Source organism: Lysobacter sp. (genome assembly GCA_013141175.1).
Classification (GTDB): domain Bacteria; phylum Pseudomonadota; class Gammaproteobacteria; order Xanthomonadales; family Xanthomonadaceae; genus Lysobacter_I.
In genome coordinates, this window is record JABFRN010000001.1 from 4,114,777 (window position 1) to 4,137,349 (window position 22,573).

Annotated in this window: 23 protein-coding genes and 3 tRNA genes; 10 read left to right on the forward strand and 16 right to left on the reverse strand. The window is 66.0% G+C overall.

Annotated features, from left to right (window positions below; translation table 11 throughout):
- The first annotated feature begins 71 nt into the window (after positions 1-71).
- A complete protein-coding gene (locus HOP03_17870; GenBank protein ID NOT90025.1) occupies positions 72-1,385 on the forward strand; it encodes an amidohydrolase family protein in 1,314 nt (437 codons plus the stop codon).
- Positions 1,385-1,639, forward strand: coding sequence for a SemiSWEET transporter (locus HOP03_17875; protein NOT90026.1), 255 nt, complete (start codon positions 1,385-1,387; stop codon positions 1,637-1,639). The genes HOP03_17870 and HOP03_17875 overlap by 1 nt, the downstream gene beginning before the upstream one ends.
- Here HOP03_17875 and HOP03_17880 read toward each other — a convergent pair.
- From HOP03_17880 to HOP03_17895, 4 genes are read right to left on the reverse strand one after another with little or no spacing between them, the layout of a single operon-like run.
- Positions 1,626-2,228, reverse strand: a complete 603-nt coding sequence (locus HOP03_17880; protein NOT90027.1) for a DUF998 domain-containing protein — start codon at positions 2,226-2,228, stop codon at positions 1,626-1,628. The genes HOP03_17875 and HOP03_17880 overlap by 14 nt on opposite strands.
- The gene (locus HOP03_17885; GenBank protein ID NOT90028.1) at positions 2,225-2,443 is read right to left on the reverse strand and encodes a helix-turn-helix transcriptional regulator; all 219 of its coding nucleotides are present in this window, start codon (positions 2,441-2,443) and stop codon (positions 2,225-2,227) included. Before HOP03_17885 ends, HOP03_17880 begins: the two co-directional genes overlap by 4 nt.
- The gene (locus tag HOP03_17890; GenBank protein NOT90029.1) at positions 2,440-2,871 is read right to left on the reverse strand and encodes a hypothetical protein; all 432 of its coding nucleotides are present in this window, start codon (positions 2,869-2,871) and stop codon (positions 2,440-2,442) included. Before HOP03_17890 ends, HOP03_17885 begins: the two co-directional genes overlap by 4 nt.
- Positions 2,868-3,515, reverse strand: a complete 648-nt coding sequence (locus tag HOP03_17895) for a hypothetical protein (protein ID NOT90030.1) — start codon at positions 3,513-3,515, stop codon at positions 2,868-2,870. Before HOP03_17895 ends, HOP03_17890 begins: the two co-directional genes overlap by 4 nt.
- A gap of 125 nt (positions 3,516-3,640) precedes the next feature.
- Here HOP03_17895 and HOP03_17900 point away from each other — a divergent pair, with 125 nt between their 5' ends.
- The 4 genes from HOP03_17900 to HOP03_17915 all read left to right on the forward strand — a co-directional run bounded on the left by HOP03_17900 (position 3,641) and on the right by HOP03_17915 (position 6,638).
- Complete coding sequence (locus HOP03_17900; GenBank protein NOT90031.1) at positions 3,641-4,315, forward strand: fused MFS/spermidine synthase; 675 nt, start codon at positions 3,641-3,643, stop codon at positions 4,313-4,315.
- Positions 4,305-5,186 carry a fused MFS/spermidine synthase gene (locus HOP03_17905; protein ID NOT90032.1) on the forward strand — a complete coding sequence of 294 codons (882 nt, stop codon included), beginning with the start codon at positions 4,305-4,307 and terminating at the stop codon, positions 5,184-5,186. Before HOP03_17900 ends, HOP03_17905 begins: the two co-directional genes overlap by 11 nt.
- A 107-nt stretch (positions 5,187-5,293) precedes the next feature.
- Positions 5,294-6,160 (forward strand): thioredoxin, encoded by an 867-nt coding sequence (gene trxA / locus HOP03_17910; GenBank protein ID NOT90033.1) that lies wholly within the window; start codon positions 5,294-5,296, stop codon positions 6,158-6,160.
- Positions 6,161-6,167: 7 nt separating this feature from the next.
- A complete protein-coding gene (locus HOP03_17915; GenBank protein ID NOT90034.1) occupies positions 6,168-6,638 on the forward strand; it encodes a DUF4442 domain-containing protein in 471 nt (156 codons plus the stop codon).
- On the opposite strand, the gene HOP03_17920 is transcribed toward HOP03_17915, so the two are convergent.
- Positions 6,630-8,021: a hypothetical protein gene (locus HOP03_17920; GenBank protein NOT90035.1), complete on the reverse strand. Its 1,392-nt coding sequence runs from the start codon at positions 8,019-8,021 to the stop codon at positions 6,630-6,632. The two genes, HOP03_17915 and HOP03_17920, sit on opposite strands and share 9 nt — an antisense overlap.
- Before the next feature lie 122 nt (positions 8,022-8,143).
- On the opposite strand from HOP03_17920, the gene HOP03_17925 reads away from it, so the two are divergent.
- The 4 genes from HOP03_17925 (at position 8,144) to HOP03_17940 (ending at position 13,802) form a co-directional block, all read left to right on the forward strand.
- A complete protein-coding gene (locus HOP03_17925) occupies positions 8,144-10,192 on the forward strand; it encodes a protein kinase (GenBank protein ID NOT90036.1) in 2,049 nt (682 codons plus the stop codon).
- Between the two features lie 136 nt (positions 10,193-10,328).
- Positions 10,329-11,033, forward strand: coding sequence for a DUF502 domain-containing protein (locus tag HOP03_17930; protein ID NOT90037.1), 705 nt, complete (start codon positions 10,329-10,331; stop codon positions 11,031-11,033).
- The gene (locus HOP03_17935; GenBank protein ID NOT90038.1) at positions 11,030-11,803 is read left to right on the forward strand and encodes a queuosine precursor transporter; all 774 of its coding nucleotides are present in this window, start codon (positions 11,030-11,032) and stop codon (positions 11,801-11,803) included. The genes HOP03_17930 and HOP03_17935 overlap by 4 nt, the downstream gene beginning before the upstream one ends.
- Before the next feature lie 166 nt (positions 11,804-11,969).
- Positions 11,970-13,802 (forward strand): DUF885 family protein, encoded by a 1,833-nt coding sequence (locus HOP03_17940; GenBank protein NOT90039.1) that lies wholly within the window; start codon positions 11,970-11,972, stop codon positions 13,800-13,802.
- A gap of 59 nt (positions 13,803-13,861) precedes the next feature.
- Here the strand turns inward: HOP03_17940 and HOP03_17945 are convergent, their stop codons facing one another.
- From HOP03_17945 to HOP03_17995, 11 genes are all read right to left on the reverse strand, one after another.
- A complete protein-coding gene (locus tag HOP03_17945) occupies positions 13,862-15,487 on the reverse strand; it encodes an FMN-binding glutamate synthase family protein (protein ID NOT90040.1) in 1,626 nt (541 codons plus the stop codon).
- A 59-nt stretch (positions 15,488-15,546) separates the two neighbouring features.
- Positions 15,547-15,630, reverse strand: a tRNA-Leu gene (locus HOP03_17950).
- A gap of 116 nt (positions 15,631-15,746) precedes the next feature.
- A tRNA-Cys gene (locus tag HOP03_17955) sits at positions 15,747-15,820 on the reverse strand.
- A 53-nt stretch (positions 15,821-15,873) separates the two neighbouring features.
- Positions 15,874-15,949: transfer RNA gene (locus HOP03_17960), tRNA-Gly, on the reverse strand.
- Positions 15,940-16,578 carry a CDP-diacylglycerol--glycerol-3-phosphate 3-phosphatidyltransferase gene (gene pgsA, locus HOP03_17965; GenBank protein NOT90041.1) on the reverse strand — a complete coding sequence of 213 codons (639 nt, stop codon included), beginning with the start codon at positions 16,576-16,578 and terminating at the stop codon, positions 15,940-15,942. The genes HOP03_17960 and pgsA overlap by 10 nt, the downstream gene beginning before the upstream one ends.
- On the reverse strand, positions 16,575-18,482 hold the full coding sequence (gene uvrC, locus HOP03_17970) for an excinuclease ABC subunit UvrC (GenBank protein ID NOT90042.1): 1,908 nt from the start codon (positions 18,480-18,482) through the stop codon (positions 16,575-16,577). The genes pgsA and uvrC overlap by 4 nt, the downstream gene beginning before the upstream one ends.
- The gene (locus HOP03_17975) at positions 18,479-19,906 is read right to left on the reverse strand and encodes a redoxin family protein (GenBank protein ID NOT90043.1); all 1,428 of its coding nucleotides are present in this window, start codon (positions 19,904-19,906) and stop codon (positions 18,479-18,481) included. The genes uvrC and HOP03_17975 overlap by 4 nt, the downstream gene beginning before the upstream one ends.
- 45 nt (positions 19,907-19,951) lie before the next feature.
- Positions 19,952-20,440, reverse strand: a complete 489-nt coding sequence (locus HOP03_17980) for a low molecular weight phosphotyrosine protein phosphatase (protein NOT90044.1) — start codon at positions 20,438-20,440, stop codon at positions 19,952-19,954.
- 3 nt (positions 20,441-20,443) lie between these two features.
- Positions 20,444-21,220, reverse strand: coding sequence for a 3-deoxy-manno-octulosonate cytidylyltransferase (kdsB, locus tag HOP03_17985; protein ID NOT90045.1), 777 nt, complete (start codon positions 21,218-21,220; stop codon positions 20,444-20,446).
- Entirely contained in the window at positions 21,217-21,483 is a 267-nt protein-coding gene (locus HOP03_17990) for a hypothetical protein (protein ID NOT90046.1), read from the reverse strand. Before HOP03_17990 ends, kdsB begins: the two co-directional genes overlap by 4 nt.
- On the reverse strand, positions 21,480-22,568 hold the full coding sequence (locus HOP03_17995; GenBank protein NOT90047.1) for a tetraacyldisaccharide 4'-kinase: 1,089 nt from the start codon (positions 22,566-22,568) through the stop codon (positions 21,480-21,482). The genes HOP03_17990 and HOP03_17995 overlap by 4 nt, the downstream gene beginning before the upstream one ends.
- Positions 22,569-22,573 lie beyond the last annotated feature (5 nt).

Genomic DNA, 22,573 nt, shown 5'->3' on the forward strand with positions numbered 1-22,573 from the left:
CGACTGCGGCGCCCGGCCACCCGTGCGCCGCTAACCGTTATGATCGGCGGGAAGCCATCGAGGATCCCGCCATGCATCGTTCCGTACCCGCCGCCGCTGTCGCGGTTCTCTGCCTCGCACCGCTGCACGCCACTGCCGCGGAGATCGCGCTCCAGTGCGAGCATCTTTTCGACAGCCGCAAGGCGCAGATGCTGGGCGCGCATACGGTGATCGTGCGCGACGGCAGGATCGCCGAAGTCCGCACCGGGCGCGTCGAGATCGCCGGTGCGAACACCATCGACCTCGCCGGGCATACCTGCACACCCGGCTGGACCGACCTGCACGTGCATCTCGGCGAAGAGTCGAGCCCGCGCGCCTATGAGGAAGAGTTCCGGCTCGACCAGATCGATTTCGCATTCCGCTCGGTCGGCTATGCGCGCAAGACGCTGATGGCCGGTTTCACCAGCGTGCGCGATCTCGGTGGCGAAGTCGCCCCGCATCTGCGCGATGCGATCAATCAGGGCCTGATCGAAGGCCCGCGCATCTGGGCCGCCGGCAAGGCCATCGGTACCACCGGTGGTCACGCCGACCCCACCAACGGTTACAACTCGACCCTCGCCCACATGATCGGTCCGCCCGGCCCAATCGAGGGCATCGTCAATTCGGTCGACGATGCGCGCCAAGCGGTACGCCAGCGCTACAAGGAAGGCAGCGACGTCATCAAGATCACCGCCACCGGCGGCGTGCTGAGCTATGCGAAATCGGGGGATGCGCCGCAGTTCACGGTGGACGAAATCCGCGCGGTGGTCGATACCGCACGCGATTACGGCTACCGGGTCGCCGCGCATTCGCACGGTGCCGAAGGCATGAAACGCGCGGTGCTCGGCGGCGTGACCAGCATCGAGCACGGCACCTACATGAACGACGAGATCATGGCGCTGATGAAGCAGAAAGGCACCTGGTATGTGCCGACGATCACCGCCGGCCGCTTCGTCGCCGACAAAGCGAAGATCGACGGTTATTTTCCCGATGTCATCCGGCCGAAGGCCGCGCGCATCGGCGCGCTGATCCAGGACACCGCCACCCGGGCCTACAAGTCCGGCGTGAAGATCGCCTTCGGCACCGATTCTGGGGTCAGCCCGCACGGCGACAATGCGCATGAATTCGTGTTGATGGTCGAGGCCGGCATACCAGCGACGTACGCGCTGCAATCGGCAACCCTGCTCGCCGCCGAAGTGCTGGGCGTCGACGATCAGGGGACGATCGAATCAGGCAAGCGCGCCGATATCGTGGCGATGCCCGGCGATCCGCTGAAGGACATCGGTGTGGTGATGAACGTCGACTTCGTGATGAAGGACGGTGTGATCTACAGGCACACCGCGACCGAACGCGCGGGAGCCCGATGATGGCGAACATGGAATGGGCCGGCTATCTGGCCGCCGTGATGACCACCCTCGCCTTCGTGCCGCAAGCGATCAAGACCATCCGCACGAAGGACACGCGAGGCATCTCGTTGGGAATGTACGTGGTCTTCACCGCCGGCATCGCGATGTGGCTGGTCTACGGCATCGCGTTGGATTCGATACCGATGATCCTCGCGAACGTCGTGACCTTCCTGCTGTCGGCGACGATCCTGGGGCTGAAGCTCAAGCACGGCTGAGCGGCGCTTCCCGGCCGACCCGCATCCCCCAGACGAACCAGGCCACGAACGCCAACCGTGGCGCGAACGCCGCCATCGCCCCCGGCCACGGCAGCAATGCCAGCGCCAGCGTTGCGACCGCCAACACCGCCGTCGCCCGCCTGAACCCACGCGAAGGCCCACCGGTCGCGAGCAGTCCGCCCGCAGCCGCGAAAGCGATCCACCACACGGTCCACGCCAGCGCATGCAGCGCGTTGGCCTGAGCGCCGAGGTCGTCCGGATCGAGCGGGAACAGGCCCTGCGCGGCGAACGCCAGCGCCGACAGCACACCGAGTTGCGTACCGATCCGCGCGCGCCAGCCTGTCGTTGCCGGCAACGACGAACGCATCGTCCAGCACACGACCGCCACCGACAATCCCGGCAGTACGAAGGCGAAAATATTGAACGCCAGCGCCCGCGGAATGCCGACGGCGCCGAGCAGCGCCAAGGGCTGTTCGCGATGCGAATAGCCGCCGAGCATCGCGCCGAAAAGCGTCGCAGCGCTGACGAACATGGCGAGTGCAGCCAGGCCGCAGAATCGCGAGGCGCGGTTCATGGCCGCTGTCTTCACTGGATTTCCTTCCACTGGAACACGTCCTCGACGCTTACGCCGAATGTCCGCGCGATCCGGAACGCCAATTCCAACGATGGCGCGTAGCGCCCGGCCTCCAGTGCGATGATCGTCTGCCGGGTCACGCCACAGGCTTGAGCGAGCGCTTCCTGGGTCATCTCACCGCGCTCGAACCGGAAGCGGCGGATGTGGTTGGCGATCGGCGTCGCAGTCATCGGCGGTCTCGCCAATGGTGGAACACGCAGACCGAGGACTCGACCCACCACGCGAGCGCCAGGCACGCCAGCAGGTAGTGCTCGAACCATGCGGTCGAACGCATGGCCAACAGATCGGCATATGGGTCCATACCGACGATCGTCGCCGAAACGGTGACGATCAACGTCAAGGCGACCAGTGCTGTCCTGGCGGCGGACGCGGAGATCGCCCTGTCGTGCTCGTCCGCGACCACGCCTTTTCGGGGCGAGGTCAACACGGCGCCCGCGAAGATCAGGACGTAAAACAGATTCACCACGTTGTTCTTGATCGCTTCCCAGCCATCGGCTCCGACGGGCGCATCGGCGAAGAACAGTTTCCAGCACAGGAATGCGAACACCAACGCGGTGCCCCCGAAACGGATCCAGGCGAATTTCTCCTGCTTGTTCATCGCGCTTCACCCCTGCGATCATTCCAGTAATACGCCAGGATCGCCACGTACTCGCACAACCAGCCCCACATCAGTGCGAAGACCAGCAGGTTACCGATCATGCGCGGTGTCGCCCATTCGAGCCTGCCCGCTGGAGTGAAGGCCAGCATCGCAATGCCGATGATGCAAAAGATCAGCGCGCTGTGGCCCCATCTGGCAGCCAGGACCGCGATCTCGCGATCGCGTTCGTCCTCTTCCACTGCGCCTTTCCAGCGCGAAGCCAGTACCTCCGACAGAATGAGCCACGCGATCAGTAACATCACGAGATTGCGGCCGACCGCATTCACGTGCGGGTCGTGCGGCAGCACCGCATCATTGAACACATGCATCTTCGCGAAAAAATAGACCATGGCGACCGCAGTGAAGCCGATACCGATCCGTGCTTTCCATTCCGCCGGCGACGCCGAGTGCTGCAAGGCTTCTCCCGACATCCGGGAGACGACATAGAGCAAACCCGAGGCGCTGGCGATCAGCAGCATCATGCCGAGGTGCCCCACATCCCACCCAAGGACGTGTGTCGGGCCGGCAAGCAGCATCCACAGCGCGCAGCCCGCCACCATGATCAAAGCACCACGTGTCCAAGCAGGTATCGTCATTGAAGTCACCTCAGGGATACTAAATGTAAAGTGAAGTATACATTTTGATATTTTTTGATGTCAAGTCTTTTTTACATCGACCGGCAATTCCTCCCGGCTGGCACAATCTCCAATCGAATTTCCAAGGAACACGCATGTCCGCCAGCCAATCCGGAATCGCGGCGCCGCCATCACGCCCGCTCGACACGGTGCAATCGCCGCGCTGGCGCTGGCGCAATGCCGCGCTGTACAGCACCGCCGCGTGGAGCGGGTTCTTCGTGATGGGTGTGGAGCTGCTCGGTGGACGGCTGCTGGCGCCCTACTTCGGCAGCTCGATCTTCGTCTGGGGCGCACTGATCGCCGTGTTCATGACCGCGCTGGCGGTCGGCTACCTCATCGGCGGCCAGCTTTCGCTGCGTTCGCCATCGCTGCGGGGACTGGGGCTGCTGCTGATCGCGGAGGCATTGCTCGCGCTGCCGGTCATCCTGTTCGGCGACGCCGTCTTCGATGCGCTGTCGTTCTCGATCGAGGACCCTCGCTACGGCTCGCTGCTGGCCGCGTTCCTGATGTTCAGCGCGCCGACCGTGTTCTCGGGCATGGTGTCGCCGTACGCGGTGCGGCTGTTGATCGACAACGTCGAGCGCTCGGGGCAATCGGCCGGCCGGCTGTACTTCGCGTCCACGCTCGGTTCCGCCGGCGGCACGATCCTGACGACGTTCTATCTGGTGCTGCTGTTCGAGATCAACACGATCATCGTCGGCCTGATCGCGATCTCGTTCGCGATCGGCGCCTGGCTCTACACGACGGGATACCGCCCGCATGCGCCTTGAACTGTTGGCGGTCCTGCTGCTGGCGCTGGCGGGCTGCGCGCGCCCGCCGGATCCCGCCGACGGCAGGATCGTCCATCGCGAGAAATCGATGTACCGCGACCTCATGGTGGTGGAGCTCAACGGCTACCGCTGCATGACGTTCGGCAGGCACCGCACGATGCAGAGCTGCATCCTGCTGTCCGACCCGGACATGCTCGCGCTGCCATATTCGCGCGGCGTGTTCGCCGGCCTGGTGGCCAATCCGGGCGCGAAGCGCGCGCTGGTGATCGGCTTGGGCGGCGGCGTGATCCCGCGCGCGCTGCGGCGCATCGACCCGTCGATGCGCATCGATGTGATCGAACTCGATCCGGCGGTCGTCGATGTCGCGAAGCAGTATTTCGGTTATCGCGAAGACCCCGCGCTCAGGACCTTCACCGGCGACGGCCGGGTTTTCGTCCGCCGGCGGCTGCGCGCCGGGGTCCGCTACGACCTGATCGTCATCGACGCGTTCGAGCGGGTCTACGTGCCGGAGCACATGCTCACGCGGGAATTCATCGGCGAGGTGAAATCGCTGCTTTCGCCTCATGGCGTGATCGCCTCGAACACGTTCGCAAGCGGGCCGCTGGCGCCCTACGAAGCAGCGACGTACCAGTCGGTCTTCGGACAGATCCGTGTCATCGACGTCGCGATGGGAAGCCGGATCATCCTGGCCGGCCGCGACGGCCTGCCGGCCGATGCGACGACCCGGGACAATGCCGCCGCATTGGAAGGCCGGTTCCACACCATCGGCATCCTCAAGCGCGAGCTGCAGTCGCATCCGCAGCCCGAAATCGAGGGATATCGTCCGCTGACGGACCAGTACGCGCCGGCCAATCTGCTGTTCAAGCAGTGAGCCGCAAGCGATGAATTGCACGGATCGAAGTCCAGGCCGGACGGCGCCACCTTGGAATCGTCGGCGGCTGGCACCATAGTCGACATTCACGCCCACGGAACCACCGCATGTCTTCTTCTCCCCACGTCTTCGACGCCACTGCGCCAAGCTTCGAGCAAGACGTCCTGCAGCGCTCCATGCAGACGCCTGTGCTGCTCGATTTCTGGGCCGAATGGTGCGGCCCGTGCAAAACCCTCGGGCCGATGCTGGAGGCGTTGGCGGCCGAGTTCGGTGGCGCGTTCCTGCTGGCCAAAGTCGATGTCGAAGCCGAGCAGGAGCTGGGCGCCGCCTTCCAGATCCGTTCGATCCCGACCGTGGTGCTGGTCAAGAACGGCCAGCTGGTCGATGGCTTCCAGGGCGCACTGCCCGATGGCCAACTGCGCGAGTTCCTGAAACATCACGGCATCGAACCCATCGAGGTTGAAGCCGTCATCGCCGAAGAGGCGGCGGCGCCGGTTGTCGATCCGCTCACGGAGGTCGCGCGTCTGCGTGAGGAGATCGAAGCTGCGCCGGAGAGCGATGCCTTGAAACTCGACCTGGCCATCGCCCTGCTGCAGACCGGCGACGCCGGGGAAGCCGAACGGTTGCTCGACGCCCTGCCCGCCAATCTTTCGACCGACGATCGTGCCGTGCGCGCACGCGCGCGCCTCGGTTTCGCGGCGCTGCTGAAGGACGCTCCGCCCGTCGAGACCCTGCTGGCGACGCTCGCCGCCAACGACGGCGATCTGCGCGCGCGCCACCTGCTCGGCGTGCACGACATCGTTGCCGGCCGTTCGCAGGAAGGCCTCGAACACTTCCTGGAGATGCTGCGCCGCGATCGCACGTTCGACGAGGGCCTGCCGCGCAAGGCGCTGATCGATGCCTTCCGGATCATCGAGGACGAGGATCTGGTCGGCCAGTACCGTCGCAAGATGTCGTCGCTGCTGCTGGTCTGATCGATCCATGGCACGTGCGATCACGGCGCGCCGTCTGCGCCACGTTCTGAATCTGTGGCCGCCATTCCTGTTCGCGGGCGTGCGTGTCCGCGCGATCGCCGAAGACTGGCGCCACGCTGAAGTCGAGCTGCGCGCGCACTGGTGGAACCGCAACTACGTGGGCGTGCACTTCGGCGGCAGCCTGTTCGCGATGACCGATCCGTTCTGGATGCTGCTCGCGTTCCACGCGCTGGGTCGCGACTACATCGTCTGGGACAAGGCCGGCGAGATCACATTCCTCAAGCCCGGCCGCGGCACCGTGCGCGCGCAGTTCCGGCTCGACGACGCGACGCTCAACGACATCCGTGCGGCGACCGCCGGCGGCGAGAAGCACCTGCACTGGTTCGAGACCGGGATCGTCGACGCTGAGGGCGAAGTCGTCGCCCTTGCGCGCAAGCTGCTGTACGTCCGCCGGAAACGCGATACGTCCTCAGCGTGAAGCTGCCGCGGGCGTGTGGAAATACGCAGGCAGGGGAATGTCCCAATGCGCTTGGCCGCTGCGGTGATTCTGCAACTGCAGGCTGCGCCCATCCGGACCGATGTCGACGCGCCGGTTGCCCAGGCCGGTATCGCCGGCGGCAGCTTTCAACCGCTCGGGGAACGGACGCGTATCGGCAGTATCGGCCCGCATGCGCAGCAATGCAGCGATCAAGCGCAGGCGGGCGTTGGCATCCATCGCCTGCGCGGCGTAGTCGTCGAAGTCCGGCGATGCGATCCCACCCAGCACACAACCGTACATGTTGCTCAGACACTCCAACCGGGCGTAGCCCTGCGGCGCCTCCGGACTGGTGATCGGCACATCGTCGGCCATCGCGCGAAGGGTGTCGGCGCGGCAGTAGAACGCGAGGGGTTCCGCAAGACTGGCGGCGGTCATTTCTTCGCTGAAGAGCAATGGCGACAGCAGCTTCGACATCCGCGACGAGAACAGCGTCCGATCCTCGCGGGCAATCGCTATCGATGAATACATGAAGGTGAACTCTCCGCGCATCGCACGGCAGATGGACGTTTCTTGCCCGGCAGGCAGTGCGAAGGCTTGCGCACAGGACGCGGGCAGTGCGGCATCCCGGGGCATGTCCACCAGCATCTGCGCAAACTGGCGCGCATAGGCATCGCCCGCATAGGACACGCCGATGAGTCTGGAAACGAGCGTGTCGCTGTTGGCGGCAAGACGGCGCCAGGTGGTGATCGCCCGGCAGGTACGATCGAGTGCATCCATCGTCCGCCCCTGCCGATACCAGACGGCATGGCGGGTGCGAACGAGCGTGCCGTATTGATAGGCCGGCATCGGCGAATCGAAGCGCAGGCCGAACGCCTGGTGCAGACCGTCGTATTCCTCCAGTGCCTCGACCCGATCCAGCAGCGCCGCGTTGCGCTCGATCAGCGCGGCGTAGCCATCGAGGTCCGCGTCCACCCGCTTCAGGCAGTCCTCGCTGGATTTGCAGAAGCGCTCGAATTCTTCCTCGGCGATCGCTGCGGGATAGCGCCCGGCAGCAAGACCGGCCGCATCGTTGGCATCGGCAGATCGGTTCGGATGCACCTCCGGCCCGGGCTGCATCGGCTCGCGCTGCATCGCCTCGATCCTCCGACGATCATCCGCGAATGCCGCTTCGCGCTCCGATGCAGGCACGTCATAGGGCATCAGCCAAAGTGCGGCGAAAGCATTGCGCTCCAGTGCGGGCAGCGGCTCGCGCATCGTTTCCAGCGCCGTTTCCTGCGCATCCGTCGGCCCCAGCAGCCGGGACGTCGCCCATGCCGCCGCCACCAGAAACACGACCCCCAGCAGGCCCAGAACCACCCGTTTCGACCACGTTCTCAACGACATGCGGAATATTTCGCCGGCTTTTACGTTAACGATGAGGATACCGTCATACAAATCCGGCCTGTTGCGGATTCACTCCGTCCCCCGCCTTGGGTATGCTCGACGGGCAACAGGGGGAGTCACACATGAGTTCTACGCAGACGGATCAGCAGGAAGGGTGGCCGGAGATCGCCGGTTACCGCCTGCTCCGCATTCTTGGGCATGGCGGCATGTCCACGGTCTATCTCGGCCAGCAGTTGTCGCTGGGACGCGAGGTGGCGATCAAACTCATGCGCCAGGAGGCACTGGCCGACGAGATCGGCCGTCGGCGGTTCGAGAACGAGGCCCGCACCATCGCCCGCCTCGACCACCCGCATATCGTCCATATCCACGAGGTCGGGCGCACCAAAGAGGGCCAGCCCTATCACGTCATGCCGGTGCTGCCGCGCGGACATCTGGGCAAGCGCAACCTCACCAGCGACGAATCGCGGGTCCGCGAAATCCTCGAAGCCCTGCTGAGCGCCCTCGCCTTCGCCCACAGTCGCGGTGTGATCCATCGCGATGTGAAGGCCGAGAACGTGCTGTTCGACGAGGCCGAGCGGCCGATGCTCACCGATTTCGGCATCGCCCTGCGCCGTGGCTACGGCTCGCGCGTCACCACTGCCGGCGTGGCCGTGGGCAGCACCGCTTATATGGCGCCGGAACAGGCGCGGGGCACCGAGGTCGATCTGCGCGCCGACCTGTACAGCCTCGGCGTGCTGGCCTGGGAAATGCTGGTCGGCAAGTTGCCCTATCTGGCCGAAGACGGGCTGTCGATGGCGCTCAAGCACGTCCAGGATCCCATCCCGAGGTTGCCGCCGCACCTCGGTCAATGGCAGCGCTTCTTCGACCGCGCGCTGGCCAAGTCGCCGATCGAACGCTTCACCGACGCACAGGACATGCTCGAGGCGATGCGCCGGGTGCCGCACGCGCAGCGACAGCCGTTGCGCGCCGCCTATGCCCGGTTGCGCGGGCGGGTCGGCGCGAAACAGCTGATCGCAGCCGCCGTGATCGCCGCGATCGGCGTGGGCGCCATCGCCCTGCTGTGGCGGCTGGATCAGCACAGCACCGAACGCCGGCTCGCCAGCGCCGCCTCGACGTCCGCAGACCATCCCGCGCATCAACCCGCCACGCGTGGATTCGATCCCACCCTTGGCGCACCGGAACCCGATCCCAGCGACTCGATGCTGCGCGCCGCGCCTGAATCGGCCGCACAACCGTTCGTGGCCGCCGCCGCGCAGCAGCTGCAACAGGGTCGGCTGGTCTCGCCCGCAGGCGAGAACGCCTACGACAGCGTGATGACCGCCTGGCGCACGGACCCGAGCCATACCGGGCTGTCCGCGATCAGCGGGCGCCTGCTCACCGCGCTCGGCGACGAGAGCGAGCAGCGGCTGCTCAAGGGAGAGGATGCTCCGGTACGCGACCTCGTCAGCCGCATGCAGAGACTGGCCGAACTGGATCGCGTGCGTGGACAGGCCGCGATGACCCAGGTGCGCAAGCGCTTGAACACCACGTTGTCGACCCGGATGGACAAGGCCCAGGCCAAAGCCGATCGCACTGCCGCGCAGCGGGTGGTGGCCTCCGCGAAAACGCTGGGACTGGACGGCGCACAGATCGCCGCACTGCAGGCGCGCGCGACCAGAATCGCGCAACCCGGCGATCGCGTCGCCGACAACATCGGCGACATGACCCTGGTCGAAGCCGGCGGCAAAGTGGTCGCGGTCTCCCGCGCCGCCGTCAGCCGCGACGCGTATTCCGAATTCGCCAAAGCCACCCAACGCCAGCCTGCCCTGTGCCGCGAACGCGCCTCGCTGCTGCGGGTGCTCGCGCCGCGCACCTGGGAAGCGCCCGGCTTCACGCAGCCCAACAATGCGTCGGTGGTCTGCGTCTCGTGGCAGGACGCGGAGGCCTACGCCCGTTGGCACAGCCAGCGCGGCAAACACCGGTATCGGTTGCCGACCGCCGCGGAGGCCCAGGCGGCGTCCCGCAACGACAGCGGCAAAGCCGTTGCCGAATGGCTCAACGATTGCGCCGGCGGCAGCTGCGCGCGGCGCATGACCGCAGGCCGCAGCTGGCGAGGCGCCGGTGGTGGCCGGCCACTGGAAGCCGCTCGCGGCTACGACGACGTCGGATTCAGGCTGGTGCGCGAGCTGTAGGTCGGGCGCAAGCCCGACATCGCCTCCGTTCCTCCCGATCGCGCCGAACACCGGGCAAAGTCGAAACCGGCATCCACAGTCGCGATCGATCACGATCACGATGCAGGGGCTGCACGCGAGCCCTTACAATCGCAGCATGTCCAAACCCCACTCGCTCGGCCGCCGCCTGCAAGGCCTGTTCATCGCAGGCCTGCTCACGCTCCTGCCGATCTGGCTCACTTGGGTCGTCGTGAAATTCGTGTTCGTGATGCTGTCGGACCTGAGCCGGCCGCTGATCGATCCGATTCTGCAGACCCTCGCGGTGACCACGCCCGATGCCCTGAGCTGGCTGGCGCAGGGCTGGGTGAAAACCGCCATCGGCCTCGTCGCCACGCTCGGCGTGATCCTGTTCGCCGGTTGGCTGACCCGACGCATGCTCGGTCAACGCCTGCTCGGCTGGTTCGAGACACTGATCAAGCGCATTCCGCTGGCGAACACCATCTACGGCAGCTCGCGCAAACTGTTGGACATCCTGCAGACCAAACCCGATGGCACCCAGCGCGTGGTCCTGATCGATTTCCCGCACACCGAAATGAAGACCCTCGGTTTCGTCACCCGGGTCATGCGCGAACAGGGCACCGGACGCGAACTCGCCGCGGTCTACGTGCCGACCACGCCGAACCCGACCTCGGGCTATCTCGAAATCGTACCGGTGGAAAAAATGACCCCGACCGACTGGACCGTGGATCAGGCGATGAGCTTCATCATCAGCGGTGGCGCGGTAGCGCCGGATACGATCCCGTTCACGGCCCCCGGCTCCATCGCGAATCCGCGCGCGCAGGCGGAAGGCGCGGCGTCATGAGCGTGCATCTGCTCGAAGACCGCGCGACGCGGCTTTTCATCGGCCTCTCGGCGTTCTTCTGTGTCACCGCATTGCTGGGCGAATTCATCGGCGTGAAGATCTTCGCGCTCGAGGACACATTGGGCATTGCGCCGCTGGCGTGGAACCTGTTCGGACAGACCGGTTCGCTGAGCTTCACCGCAGGCACCCTGCTGTGGCCGATCATCTTCGTGTTCACCGATGTGATCAACGAGTTCTACGGCAGTCGCGGTGTGCGGATGATTTCGTGGATCGCGGTGGCGCTGATCCTGTACGGCTTCATCTTCGCTTTCGCCGCGATTCATCTCTCGCCCGCCCCCTGGTGGGTCGATGCCGCCAAGGACCAGGGCGTGCCGGATTACCAGTCCGCGTACGCTGCCGTATTCGGCCAGGGTTTGTGGACGATCGCCGGTTCGGTGATCGCGTTCCTGCTCGGCCAGTTGATCGATGTCTCGGTGTTCCACCGCATCCGGCGCATGACCGGCGAAAAATACGTCTGGCTGCGCGCCACCGGATCCACGGCGGTCTCGCAACTGGTCGACAGTTTCGTCGTGCTCTACATCGCTTTCGTGCTCGGCCCGCAGCACTGGCCGACCTCGCTGTTCATGGCGGTCAGTACCGTCAACTACGCCTACAAGATGCTCGCCGCGATCGCGCTGATCCCGCTGCTTTACCTGATGCGACGCGCGATCATCGGCTATCTCGGCGCCGAGCGCGCAGCGCAATTGCGGAACCAAGCGGCAGCCGACTGACCGCAGCCGACCGATCCACCGTCCCTGCGGCCAGCCGGTCCGCGCAATGACCTTTGGCCGATGCCTTCGCCGGCCGTTCGAGCGACGCTTGCGCTGCAATCGCAGCGCATCGTCGCTGCCCCACTCAATCGCCGCCCGTCGCCGGCGACCCCGCTGGAGTTCCCCCATGACCGCCACAACCCTCTCCCGCCCGTCCGCATTCCTCGTGTGCGCCATCGCAACCGCCCTGCTCGGCGGTGTCGTCATCGCTCCGCAAGCCCATGCCGCCGAACGGACAGCAGCGGCGACTTCCGAATCCAAGGCGACGCAACTGGACCGTCTGTACGCCGAATTCTGGGAAGCATCGCTGAAGCTCAATCCGTTGCAGGCGACGTTCCAGGGCGACAACCGCTACAACGACCAGTTGCCGAACTTCCTGACCGAGGCTTCGCGCAAGGAAGCGCATGCGTTCACCGTGCGCTGGCTCGAACGGGCGGAAGCCATCGGCCCGGACGGGCTGAGCGGGCAAGACCGGTTGAGCTACGACATCTTCGTCAAGAACGCGAAGGACACGCTCGAAAGCGAGGCATTCCCGACCTATCTGATGCCGGTCGACCAGTTCAACAATATCGCTGCGTTCGCCGCGCAGCTCGGCTCGGGCAGCAATGCGCAGCCGTTCAAGACCGTGAAGGACTATGACGATTGGCGCGCGCGCGGCGGAAAACTGGCGCCGATCTTCGATCAGGCCATCGTCAACATGCGCGAAGGCATGCGCCAGGGCGTCGTCCAGCCCAAGGCGCTGATGCAGAAAGTGCTGCCGCAGTTCGATGCGCTGATCGCGGACCAGGCCGACAAGACCCTGTTCTGGGGGCCGGTCAAGAACATGCCCGCCACGTTCTCCGACGCCGACAAAGCGCGGATCACCGCCGAATACAAGGCGATGATCGAACAGGAGATCATGCCGGCGTATCGGCGCGTCCGCGAGTTCATCGCAAAGGAATATCTCCCCGCCTGCCGCGATACCGCCGGCATGGGCGGCCTGCCGAACGGGCAGGCGTGGTACGCGTTCAATGCGTATCTCAATACCACGACGCGTCGGACCCCCGCGCAGATCCACCAGACCGGGCTCGACGAGGTCGCGCGCATCCACGGCGAAATGCGCGCGGTCATGCAGCAGGTCGGCTTCAAGGGTTCGCTGCAGGAATTCTTCAAACACGTCAACACCGACAAGCGGTTCGAGTTCGCATCGGAAGAAGCGCTGCTGGCGCATTACCGCGGCATCGAAGCGACGCTGGAACCGGGCTTGAACCGCATGTTCAATCTCAAACCGAAAGCGGGCTTCGAAATTCGTCCGGTGGAAGCCTTCCGCGCCCAATCGGCCGCCGGCGGCCAGTACCAGTCGCCCAGCGAGGACGGCTCGCGCCCGGGTGTTTTCTACGTGAACACCTACGACCTGCCCAGCCGCAAGACCTGGGACAGCGAGGATCTGTTCCTGCACGAAGCCAAGCCCGGCCATCACTTCCAGCTCGCGATCCAGCAGGAACTGAAAGGACTGCCCAATTTCCGTCGTTTCGGCGGCGAGACCGCCTACATCGAAGGCTGGGGGCTGTATTCGGAAACCATCGGCAAGGAGCTGGGCATCCTCAAAGACCCGTACATGTACTTCGGCATGCTGCAGAACGAGCTGTGGCGCTCGATCCGCCTCGTCGTCGACACCGGTTTCCACAGCAAGGGCTGGACGCGCGAGCAGGTGATCCAATACATGCTCGAAAACTCGGCGACCAGCGAGACCGACGCGGTCGCCGAAGCCGAACGCTACATGGCGATTCCCGGCCAGGCACTGGCCTACAAGACCGGCCAGCTCAAGATCACCGAACTGCGCGCCCGCGCCGAGAAAGCGCTGGGCAGCCGTTTCGACGTGAAAGCCTTCCACGACGAAGTGCTGAAGGACGGCTCGGTGCCGCTGGATGTGCTGGAAGCGAAGATCGACCGCTGGATCGCCGCGCAACAGAAACCATAGGCTCCCGCCATCGTGTCGACGACAGAACGCCCGCATCTGCGGGCGTTCTGCGTTGCGGCTCAATACGACTTGCTGATCCGCATCGCCCGCACGCGATCCGGCGGCCCGAAAGCATCGCTGCGCGCCTCCTGCCAGTAATCGCGGAAGACCGAATGATCCGCGGTGCCGTCGAGCAGCGCGCCGGGCTGCAGAAAACGATACAGCGCACCGAGCGAGCGCACTTCGGTCGGCGACACCCGGCGCAGCACGTGTTCCGGGCCGAGTTCCGAAGGATGTTCCAGCCCCGCCGCGCACAGCAGTTCGCGCAGCGCCTTCAGGGTGTTGTCATGGAAGCGATGCACGCGGGTCGCCTTGTCCGGCACATCGAGTTTCTGCCAGCGCGACGGGTCCTGCGTCGCGATGCCGGTCGGACAGCGGCCGGTATGGCAGCTCTGCGCCTGGATGCAGCCCAGCGCGAACATGAAACCGCGCGCGGCATTGCACCAGTCCGCGCCCATCGACAGGGTGCGCGCGATGTCGAATGCACTGGCGATGCGCCCTGCGGCGCCGATCCTGATGTGATCGCGCAGATTCAATCCGACCAGGGTGTTGTGCACCAGCATCAAGCCTTCGTGCATCGGCACGCCGACGTGATCGATGAATTCCGCAGGCGCCGCACCGGTACCGCCTTCGCCGCCGTCGACGACGATGAAATCCGGCAGCAGCCCCGTCTCGAGCATCGCCTTGGCGATCGCGAACCACTCCCACGGATGGCCGATCGCGAGCTTGAACCCGGTCGGTTTTCCGCCGGAGAGCGCGCGCATCCTCGCGATGCATTCGAGCAGTTCGACCGGCGTGGAAAACGCCGAGTGTCGCGCCGGGGACACGCAATCCACACCTTGCTTCACGCCACGGGTCGCGGCGATTTCGGCACTGACCTTCGCCGCCGGCAATACCCCGCCGTGGCCGGGCTTCGCGCCCTGCGAGAGCTTCAGCTCGATCATCTTCACCTGGGGATCGCGCGCGTTCTGCGCGAAACGGTCGGCGTTGAAACTGCCGTCGTCGTTGCGGCAACCGAAATAGCCGCTGCCGATCTCCCAGACCAGATCGCCGCCATGCTCGCGGTGATACGACGAGATCGAACCTTCGCCGGTGTCGTGATAGAAGCCGCCGCGCTTCGCGCCGTCGTTGAGCGCGCGGATCGCGTTCGCGGAAAGCGCGCCGAAACTCATCGCCGAGATGTTGAACACGCTGGCGTCGTAAGGCTGCGCGCACTGCGCGCCGATACGGATGCGGAAATCCGGCGATGCGATCTCCGTGGGCATGATCGAATGATTGATCCATTCGTATTCGTCGCCGTAGACATCCTGCTGCGTGCCGAACGGCCGGGTATCGTTCTCGGACTTCGCGCGCTGGTAGACCAACGCGCGCTGCTGCCGCGAGTACGGCACCTCGGCGGTATCGGATTCGATGAAGTATTGCCGCATCTCCGGGCCGATCGATTCCAGTCCATAGCGGAAATGCGCGAGGATCGGATAGTTGCGGCGCAGAGTGCTGCGGGTCTGCAGCAGATCCCAGGTGCCCAGCGCCGCGAACGCGCCGAAGACGACGACAGCCCCGAGCCATCCGGTGCCGGAAGATGCCGCGAGAATCGCCGATGCAGCGGTCAGGGCCAGACAGAGATGGAAAACGGAGTAGCGCGACATGGAACCCCCGGCAGGATGCGCGCGGTTCGCGCAAGTCGATGCGCGCAACTGCACACCGATGGTGCCCGGGGCGGGACTCGAACCCGCACGACCTGCGTCGGGGGATTTTAAGTCCCCTGCGTCTACCATTTCGCCACCCGGGCGCGCGCATAGGGTGCCTGAGCGGAAGCGCATTGGAAACCACGCCCGCGAAAGCACGCCTGGGAAAGCGCGCGGCGCGGGCAACAAAAAACCCGCCGAAGCGGGTTCTTTGGAAATATGGAGGCCTGGGTCGGAATCGAACCGGCGTACGCGGCTTTGCAGGCCGCTGCATGACCACTCTGCCACCAGGCCAGTGACTTCCTTGCTTAAAAACAAACCCCGGCGAACCGGGGTCTACTTGAATCTGGAGCGGGAAACGAGACTCGAACTCGCGACCCCGACCTTGGCAAGGTCGTGCTCTACCAACTGAGCTATTCCCGCGGTGGAATCGGAATTTTAGCGTCTGCGGCGGAACTGTCAACACTCTTTCCTTCATCGGCCATCAAAGCGGGCCATGCAGCGATCAGGTACTGGGCGCCCGACCACAGTGTCAACAGCGCAGCGGCGGCCAGCATCCAGTCGCCGGTATGGAAGATCACATCGCCCGGCCACGGCGCGGGTTTGACGCCCGGAACCACCGAATACAGCAGGCACAGCAGCGCGAACATCTGCGCCATGGTCTTGATCTTGCCGATCACGGCGACCTTCACGGTCGCGCGCTGACCGATCTCCGCCATCCATTCGCGCAGGGCCGACACCGCGATCTCGCGCCCCACGATCACCGCCGCCCAGAACGCCATCCACGGCGTCGGATGGCCCTGGACGATCAGGAACAGCGCCACCGCCACCATCAATTTGTCGGCGACCGGATCGAGAAATGCGCCGAAGGCCGAATGCAGGTCGTAACGACGCGCGATCCAGCCATCGAGCCAATCGGTCACCGCTGCCAGCGCGAAGACTGCGGCGGAGGCGAAATTGCTCCACTTGTAGGGTAGATAGAAGACCAGCACCAGCACCGGGATCATTACGATCCGCGCGAGCGTCAGCATGGTCGGTACCGTCAACTTCATGAAGATCCTTGTGGTTCGATGCCGTGGAGCGTCGCGTAGATGCGCTCGGCCAGCGCGGCGTTGATGCCTTCGACGCGCGCGATCTCTTCGATCCCCGCCGCCTTCAGACCGCCCAACCCTCCGAAATGCCGCAACAGATTAGCGCGTCGGCGCGGCCCGATGCCCGGAATATCTTCCAGGCGGCTCACGTTCCTGGCTTTCTGCCGCCTGCCTCGATGGCCGGTGATGGCAAACCTGTGCGCTTCGTCGCGGACCTGCTGGATCAACTGCAGCCCCAACGAACCCGCACCCGGGTGCAGTTCGCGCCCGTCGGGCAACAACAGGGTCTCGTCGCCGGGGCGGCGGGCCTCGCCCTTGGAAACGCCGACGACATGGACATCGACGACCCCGAAATCGGCCAGCACCGCATGGGCCTGGGCCACCTGCCCGGCGCCACCGTCGATCAACAGCAGATCCGGCAGCACCGCACGGGTCGGACTCGCGTCATTGCCGGGCGGCCGGGTTTCGGGCCCAACAGGCGCCTCGACGGCTTCGGCCGCCTTCCGGAACCGGCGTTCCAACGCCTGGCGCATCGCGGCGTAGTCGTCGCCCGGCTCGATTCCATCGATGTTGTAGCGGCGGTACTGGCCGCGTACCGGACCGTCGGCATCGAACACCACGCAAGACGCCACCGTGGCCTCGCCCATGGTGTGGCTGATGTCGAAACATTCGATCCGCTGCGGCACCTCGTCCAGACCCAGCAGATCGCGCAGTGCATCGGCGCGCGCACGCTGCGCGGCGTTGCTGCCGATCTCGGCGGCGAGGGTTTGCTCGGCATTGCGGCGCACCAGGTCGAGGTATCCAGCGCGCTCGCCGCGCACGCTCGTCTTGATCAGGACCTTGCGGCCCGCGGTCGCACCCAATGCCTCTTCGATCAACTCGCGCTCGGGAATCTCGCGATCCAATACGATCTCGCGCGGCGGCGCCTGTTCGGCGTAGTACTGCGAGACGAACGCGCCGAGCACTTCCTCGGCGCTGTCTTCGCCGTTGGTCTTCGGAAAGAAACTGCGGGTGCCCAGGTTGCGGCCGTCGCGGAACATCAGCAGCAGCACGCAGGCCTGCGCGCCGCGCATGGCGCAGGCGAGCACATCGAGATCGGCAGCGTTGCCATCGACGTATTGCCGCGACTGCAGCTTGCGGATCGATGCGACCAGATCGCGCAGCCGCGCCGCTTCCTCGAAATCGAGCCGCTCGCTGGCCGATTCCATCGCGGTGGTCAGTTCGGTGGTCAGGTCGTCGCTGCGGCCGTCGAGCAGCATCGTCGCCTGGCGCACCGCATCGGCGTAGTCGCGCGCCTGCACCAGGCCCACGCAGGGCGCGCTGCAGCGACCGATCTGGTATTGCAGGCACGGCCGCGAGCGGTTGCGGAACACGCTGTCCTCGCAGCTGCGCAGGCGGAAGATCTTCTGCATCAGGTTCAACGTGTCGCGCACCGCCAGCACGCTGGGATACGGCCCGAAGTAGCGGCCGGGCAGCGATCGCGCGCCGCGGTGGAATGCGATCCGCGGCCAGGACTCCCGGGTCAGCACCACGAAGGGATAGCTCTTGTCGTCGCGCAGCAGCACGTTGTAGCGCGGGTGCAGCGACTTGATCAGCTGGTTTTCCAGCAGCAGCGCTTCGGTCGCGGTGCGGGTGACGGTCACGTCCATGCGCGCGATCTGCGCGACCATCGACGCGGTGCGGGTCGGCAACGCCTTGGTGAAATAACTGGCGACGCGCTTCTTCAGCGCCGCGGCCTTGCCGACGTACAGCAGGCTGCCGTCGGCGGCGTACATCCGGTAAACGCCGGGTGCGGTGGTCAGATCACGGGCGTAGGCGCGGCCGTCGAATGCATCGTCGGCCGCCGGGTCGTGACCGGCGGTCATTCGCCGATGGGGATCTGACGGAGACTGCCATCGGCGGAATCGAAGCGCAGCACCGCGTGCGCGTCGGTGTCGGCGATCCAGATGATGCCGTTGGCCACGGCCAGACCCGAGGGCGCATGCAGCCGTTGCGGCAGGTTGACCGTGCTCAGCTCGCCGCCACCCAGGCGCAGGGTGCGCAACTGGTCGTTGCCGCTGTCGGCGATCCACAGCACCGGCGAGGAGCCATCGAGTGCGACCGCCTGCGGCTGCTGCAGCAGCGCATCGCTGCGCGAGCCGCCGATATTGCCGAACCGCCATGCGCCCTGTCCGACCAGCGTCGTCACCTGGCGCGTGCGCAGATGCACGCTGCGGATCGCGGAACCGGCTTCATCGCAGACATAGAGGATCTGCTGGACGATGGTCAGCGCACTGGGACCGGCGAACGCAGCGGCGGGGCCGACACCATCGATCAGGTCCATCGCGCCGGAACCCGCCAACAGCGTCAACGAGCGCTCGCCCAGATCGTAAGCCCAGAGCTTGTTGTCGCCGGCGGTGGCGATGCAGATCATGTTGGACGGCGAAATCGCGACACCGCGCGGCTGGTCCAGCGCCACCGAGCGCGGATCGTGGATCACGCCTTCGTTCGGCTGGCCCGGGCGGCCTGCACCGCAGAGCGTGTCGACATCGCCGGTGCTGAGCTTGATCCGCCGTACCGCGTGATTGCCGGTGTCGGCGATATACAGCGCATCGCGCTGCAGGCACAGGCCCTGCGGATTCTGGAACGCGGCCAATTCCATCGGGCCATCGATGAAACCGGGGCCGCCGCTGCCGAATTGGCGGTGGATCCGGCCGGCGGGCGTGCATTCGAGCACCCGATGATGGCCGGAATCGACCACGTACAGATACTGCTGGTTGGCGGCGATCCCCATCGGGAAGCGCAGCGGCAGGTCGGGTTCGCGATTGCGGCGCAGTTCGATCGGTTCGAGGTTGAGCGACTGCGGGACCTCTTCGGCGCGGAGCTTGGCGATCTGCGCATCCAGCTCACGCACCGGCGTATCGCCGACGATGCGGTCGCGCACGCGGCCCTCGCCATCGATCAGCACCACCGTCGGCCATGCATCGATGCTGTAGTGCTGCCACAGCACCCAATCGGCGTCGTGGGCGATCGGAAAATCGAGCGGCACCCGATGCAGGCGCTTCAGCACCCGTTTCGGATCGCGCTCATGATCGAAACGCGGCACGTGGATCGCAACCACGTGCAGATGCTCGCCATAGCGTTTGCGCAGGGTCGCGAGATCGGTCAACCGCTGCTGGCACCAGGCGGAGCCCGCATTGACGAACGCGAGCGCAGTGACCCGCCCGCGCAGTTGTCCCATGCGCAAAGGCTTGGCCAGATTCAGCCATTCGAGACTGGCCGGAAATTCGGGGGCGGGCGACTTGTCCATCATCCGACCAGCATCCCTAGTCTGTGCACGAGCGTCAACCTGCCATCATCCATAGGTTCGTCCGGAGTGGGGTCGTCCGGGGGCGAGTCTTTCGACGATCCCGGCCGCCGCCGCATCGACCATCGCCCACACCCGGCGGAAATCCTCGCCACCCCCGGTGTACGGGTCGGGAATCTCGGCACCAGCGCCCATCCCCGCCCATTCCAGCAGCAGCGCGGCCTGCGCGGAGGCGCCGCGCGGCGCCATGGCACGCACATCGCGCAGCACGCTGTGGTCGGCGCAGAGCAGCCAGTCGAAGTGCTCGAAGTCGGCGGTACGCAGTTTGCGGGCGCGCTGGCCTCGGATATCGACCCCGGCACCGGCCGCCACCGCAATGCTGCGGTGGTCCGGCGGCTCGCCGGCATGCCAACCGCCGGTCCCTGCGGAATCCACCACGACCCAGTCCAGACCGCTGCGCTCGAGATGGGCGCGGGCCGCACCCTCGGCCAGCGGCGACCGGCAGATATTGCCCAGGCACACCATCAACAGCCGCACGGTTCAGGTCCCGCCCGTCGCCGCGAGATGGCGCTCGGCGCGTTCCAGATCCTCGGGCGTATCGATCCCCGGCGGAAACGCCGCAGGCGTGATCGCGACCGCGATCCGGTGCCCGGCTTCCAGCGCACGCAGCTGTTCGAGCGATTCGATCCGCTCCAGCGGCGATGGCGGCAGCGTCGCGAACTGTTTGAGGAAGCCGGCGCGGTAGCCGTAGATACCGATATGGCGGAGCCAAGGGCCCCCGGGTGGCATCGAATCTCGATCCCGGGCGAAGGCGTCCCGGGGCCATGGAACCGGCGCACGGCTGAAATACAGGGCGTCACCATTGCCGGCGCGCACCAGCTTCACGGTGTTCGGATCGAGCAGCGCAGCGATGTCGTCGATCCCTGTCGCCAGCGTGCTCATCGGCGCATCCGAGGCGACCAGGGTGTCCGCGACCGCACGGATCCCGGCAGCCGGCGCAAAGGGCTCGTCGCCCTGCAGGTTCACCACGACGGTGTCGTCGCTCCAGCCGGCCCGGGTCGCGCATTCGGCCAGACGGTCGGTGCCCGAGACGTGCGTGTCTGCGGTCATCGCGATCCGTACGCCGCTTGCGGCCAGCGCGTCGGCGATGCGCGCGTCGTCGGTGGCGACCCAGACTTCGCGGGCCCCCGCTGCCAGCGCGCGCCGGGCGACGTGCAGCACCAGCGGTTCTCCGCCGAGCAGGCGCAGCGGTTTGCCCGGCAGCCGGGATGCGGCGTAGCGGGCGGGAATGGCGACGACGAAATCCACGGCGTTCATCGGCCCTTCGTCCTCTGCAGAGCAGCCACTGCAACCCAGGCCCAACCGGCAACCGCAAGACCCAGCCACAGGAAAGCGACCGCGAAGCATTTCCCCGCGAAATCGATGAACGGGAAGGAATTCAATTTCGGCTGCTGCAACAACAGCGGCCACAGTTCCAGTTCGACGAAATCCAGCATCGTCGAAACCCCCAGCCACATCGGCACCAGCCAGCCGGCCGAGAGCAGCGCGATCGGCGCGCGGAACCGCAGGATTCTGGTCATCGGATCGATCCTTTGTCTTTTTCGCGCATGTCTTGCCCGCCTATGGTGTGTCCACGCAACCGGTCCAGCAGCGCCACCCAGAACGCTTCGGGCAACTCCGCGCGGATCGGCACGCTGTAGCAGCGCTCGGTCTGGAAAGTCGCGCACTTCACCGTGTCCTTCTCGGTCATCAACACCGGCAGATCGCTGCCGAAGCGCAGATCCTCGGCGCGATAGCGATGGTGGTCGGCGAATGCATGCGGCACCACCGCGATATCGAGACCGCGCAGCATCGCGAAGAAGCGCTCGGGATCGCCGATCCCGGCCACCGCATGCACGCGCTGGCCCGCGAACGCCGACAGCGGCGCGCCGCGATGCCCGTGCAGCGGCACGGCGTCCTGCGCGCGCAGCCGCATCGGCCACTCGCCGAATCCGGTGTCGTCCGGCGCCTCGGGAGCATGCCTTTCATGAGCATGCCTCTCGGGAGCATGCGCGCCGCCCAGATTGACCACCCGGAAATCGCAGCGCTCGCCACGTTCCGGCGGCTCTCGCATCGGTCCCGCCGGCAGCGGCAGGCGATTGCCGTAGCGACGACGACCATCGATCACTTCGATCTCGACATCGCGCGCCAGCCGGTAATGCTGCAGGCCATCGTCGCAGACGAGGATGTCGCAGCCGGCGTCGATCAATGCGCGCGCCGCAGCGACCCGGTCGCGATCCACACGCACCGGCGCGCCGGTGCGGCGCGCGATCAGCACCGGTTCGTCGCCGCCCAGCGCGGTGTCGGTGTTGGCGTCGACCCAGCGCGCGGTGCCGGCCTGCCGGCGGCCGTAGCCGCGACTGGCGACGCCGGGCGCGAAGCCCTCCGCACGCAGGCGTTCGACGATGGCGATGGTCAACGGTGTCTTGCCGCTGCCGCCGGCGATCAGATTCCCGACCACCAGCACCGGCCTACCCGGATGCACGCTGTGCAGCACGTGCTTGCGATACAGCGCTGCGCGTGCGGCAACCGCGCCGGCATAGACGCCCGCGAGCACGCGCGCATGCCTCGGCGGTGGGCTTCCGTCGAACCAGTACGTCGGCGGCTGCCGGCGTGCGTCGCTCATGCCCA

What these genes read in the sequence shown, in the direction of transcription:
- HOP03_17870 (NOT90025.1), top strand. Translation starts at nt 72, where the DNA reads ATGCATCGTTCCGTACCCGCCGCCGCTGTCGCGGTTCTCTGCCTCGCA.
- HOP03_17875 (NOT90026.1), top strand. Translation starts at nt 1,385, where the DNA reads ATGGCGAACATGGAATGGGCCGGCTATCTGGCCGCCGTGATGACCACC.
- HOP03_17885 (NOT90028.1), bottom strand. Translation starts at nt 2,443, where the DNA reads ATGACTGCGACGCCGATCGCCAACCACATCCGCCGCTTCCGGTTCGAG.
- HOP03_17890 (NOT90029.1), bottom strand. Translation starts at nt 2,871, where the DNA reads ATGAACAAGCAGGAGAAATTCGCCTGGATCCGTTTCGGGGGCACCGCG.
- HOP03_17900 (NOT90031.1), top strand. Translation starts at nt 3,641, where the DNA reads ATGTCCGCCAGCCAATCCGGAATCGCGGCGCCGCCATCACGCCCGCTC.
- HOP03_17905 (NOT90032.1), top strand. Translation starts at nt 4,305, where the DNA reads ATGCGCCTTGAACTGTTGGCGGTCCTGCTGCTGGCGCTGGCGGGCTGC.
- trxA (NOT90033.1), top strand. Translation starts at nt 5,294, where the DNA reads ATGTCTTCTTCTCCCCACGTCTTCGACGCCACTGCGCCAAGCTTCGAG.
- HOP03_17915 (NOT90034.1), top strand. Translation starts at nt 6,168, where the DNA reads ATGGCACGTGCGATCACGGCGCGCCGTCTGCGCCACGTTCTGAATCTG.
- HOP03_17920 (NOT90035.1), bottom strand. Translation starts at nt 8,021, where the DNA reads ATGTCGTTGAGAACGTGGTCGAAACGGGTGGTTCTGGGCCTGCTGGGG.
- HOP03_17925 (NOT90036.1), top strand. Translation starts at nt 8,144, where the DNA reads ATGAGTTCTACGCAGACGGATCAGCAGGAAGGGTGGCCGGAGATCGCC.
- HOP03_17930 (NOT90037.1), top strand. Translation starts at nt 10,329, where the DNA reads ATGTCCAAACCCCACTCGCTCGGCCGCCGCCTGCAAGGCCTGTTCATC.
- HOP03_17935 (NOT90038.1), top strand. Translation starts at nt 11,030, where the DNA reads ATGAGCGTGCATCTGCTCGAAGACCGCGCGACGCGGCTTTTCATCGGC.
- HOP03_17940 (NOT90039.1), top strand. Translation starts at nt 11,970, where the DNA reads ATGACCGCCACAACCCTCTCCCGCCCGTCCGCATTCCTCGTGTGCGCC.
- HOP03_17945 (NOT90040.1), bottom strand. Translation starts at nt 15,487, where the DNA reads ATGTCGCGCTACTCCGTTTTCCATCTCTGTCTGGCCCTGACCGCTGCA.
- pgsA (NOT90041.1), bottom strand. Translation starts at nt 16,578, where the DNA reads ATGAAGTTGACGGTACCGACCATGCTGACGCTCGCGCGGATCGTAATG.
- uvrC (NOT90042.1), bottom strand. Translation starts at nt 18,482, where the DNA reads ATGACCGCCGGTCACGACCCGGCGGCCGACGATGCATTCGACGGCCGC.
- HOP03_17975 (NOT90043.1), bottom strand. Translation starts at nt 19,906, where the DNA reads ATGGACAAGTCGCCCGCCCCCGAATTTCCGGCCAGTCTCGAATGGCTG.
- kdsB (NOT90045.1), bottom strand. Translation starts at nt 21,220, where the DNA reads ATGAACGCCGTGGATTTCGTCGTCGCCATTCCCGCCCGCTACGCCGCA.
- HOP03_17990 (NOT90046.1), bottom strand. Translation starts at nt 21,483, where the DNA reads ATGACCAGAATCCTGCGGTTCCGCGCGCCGATCGCGCTGCTCTCGGCC.
- HOP03_17995 (NOT90047.1), bottom strand. Translation starts at nt 22,568, where the DNA reads ATGAGCGACGCACGCCGGCAGCCGCCGACGTACTGGTTCGACGGAAGC.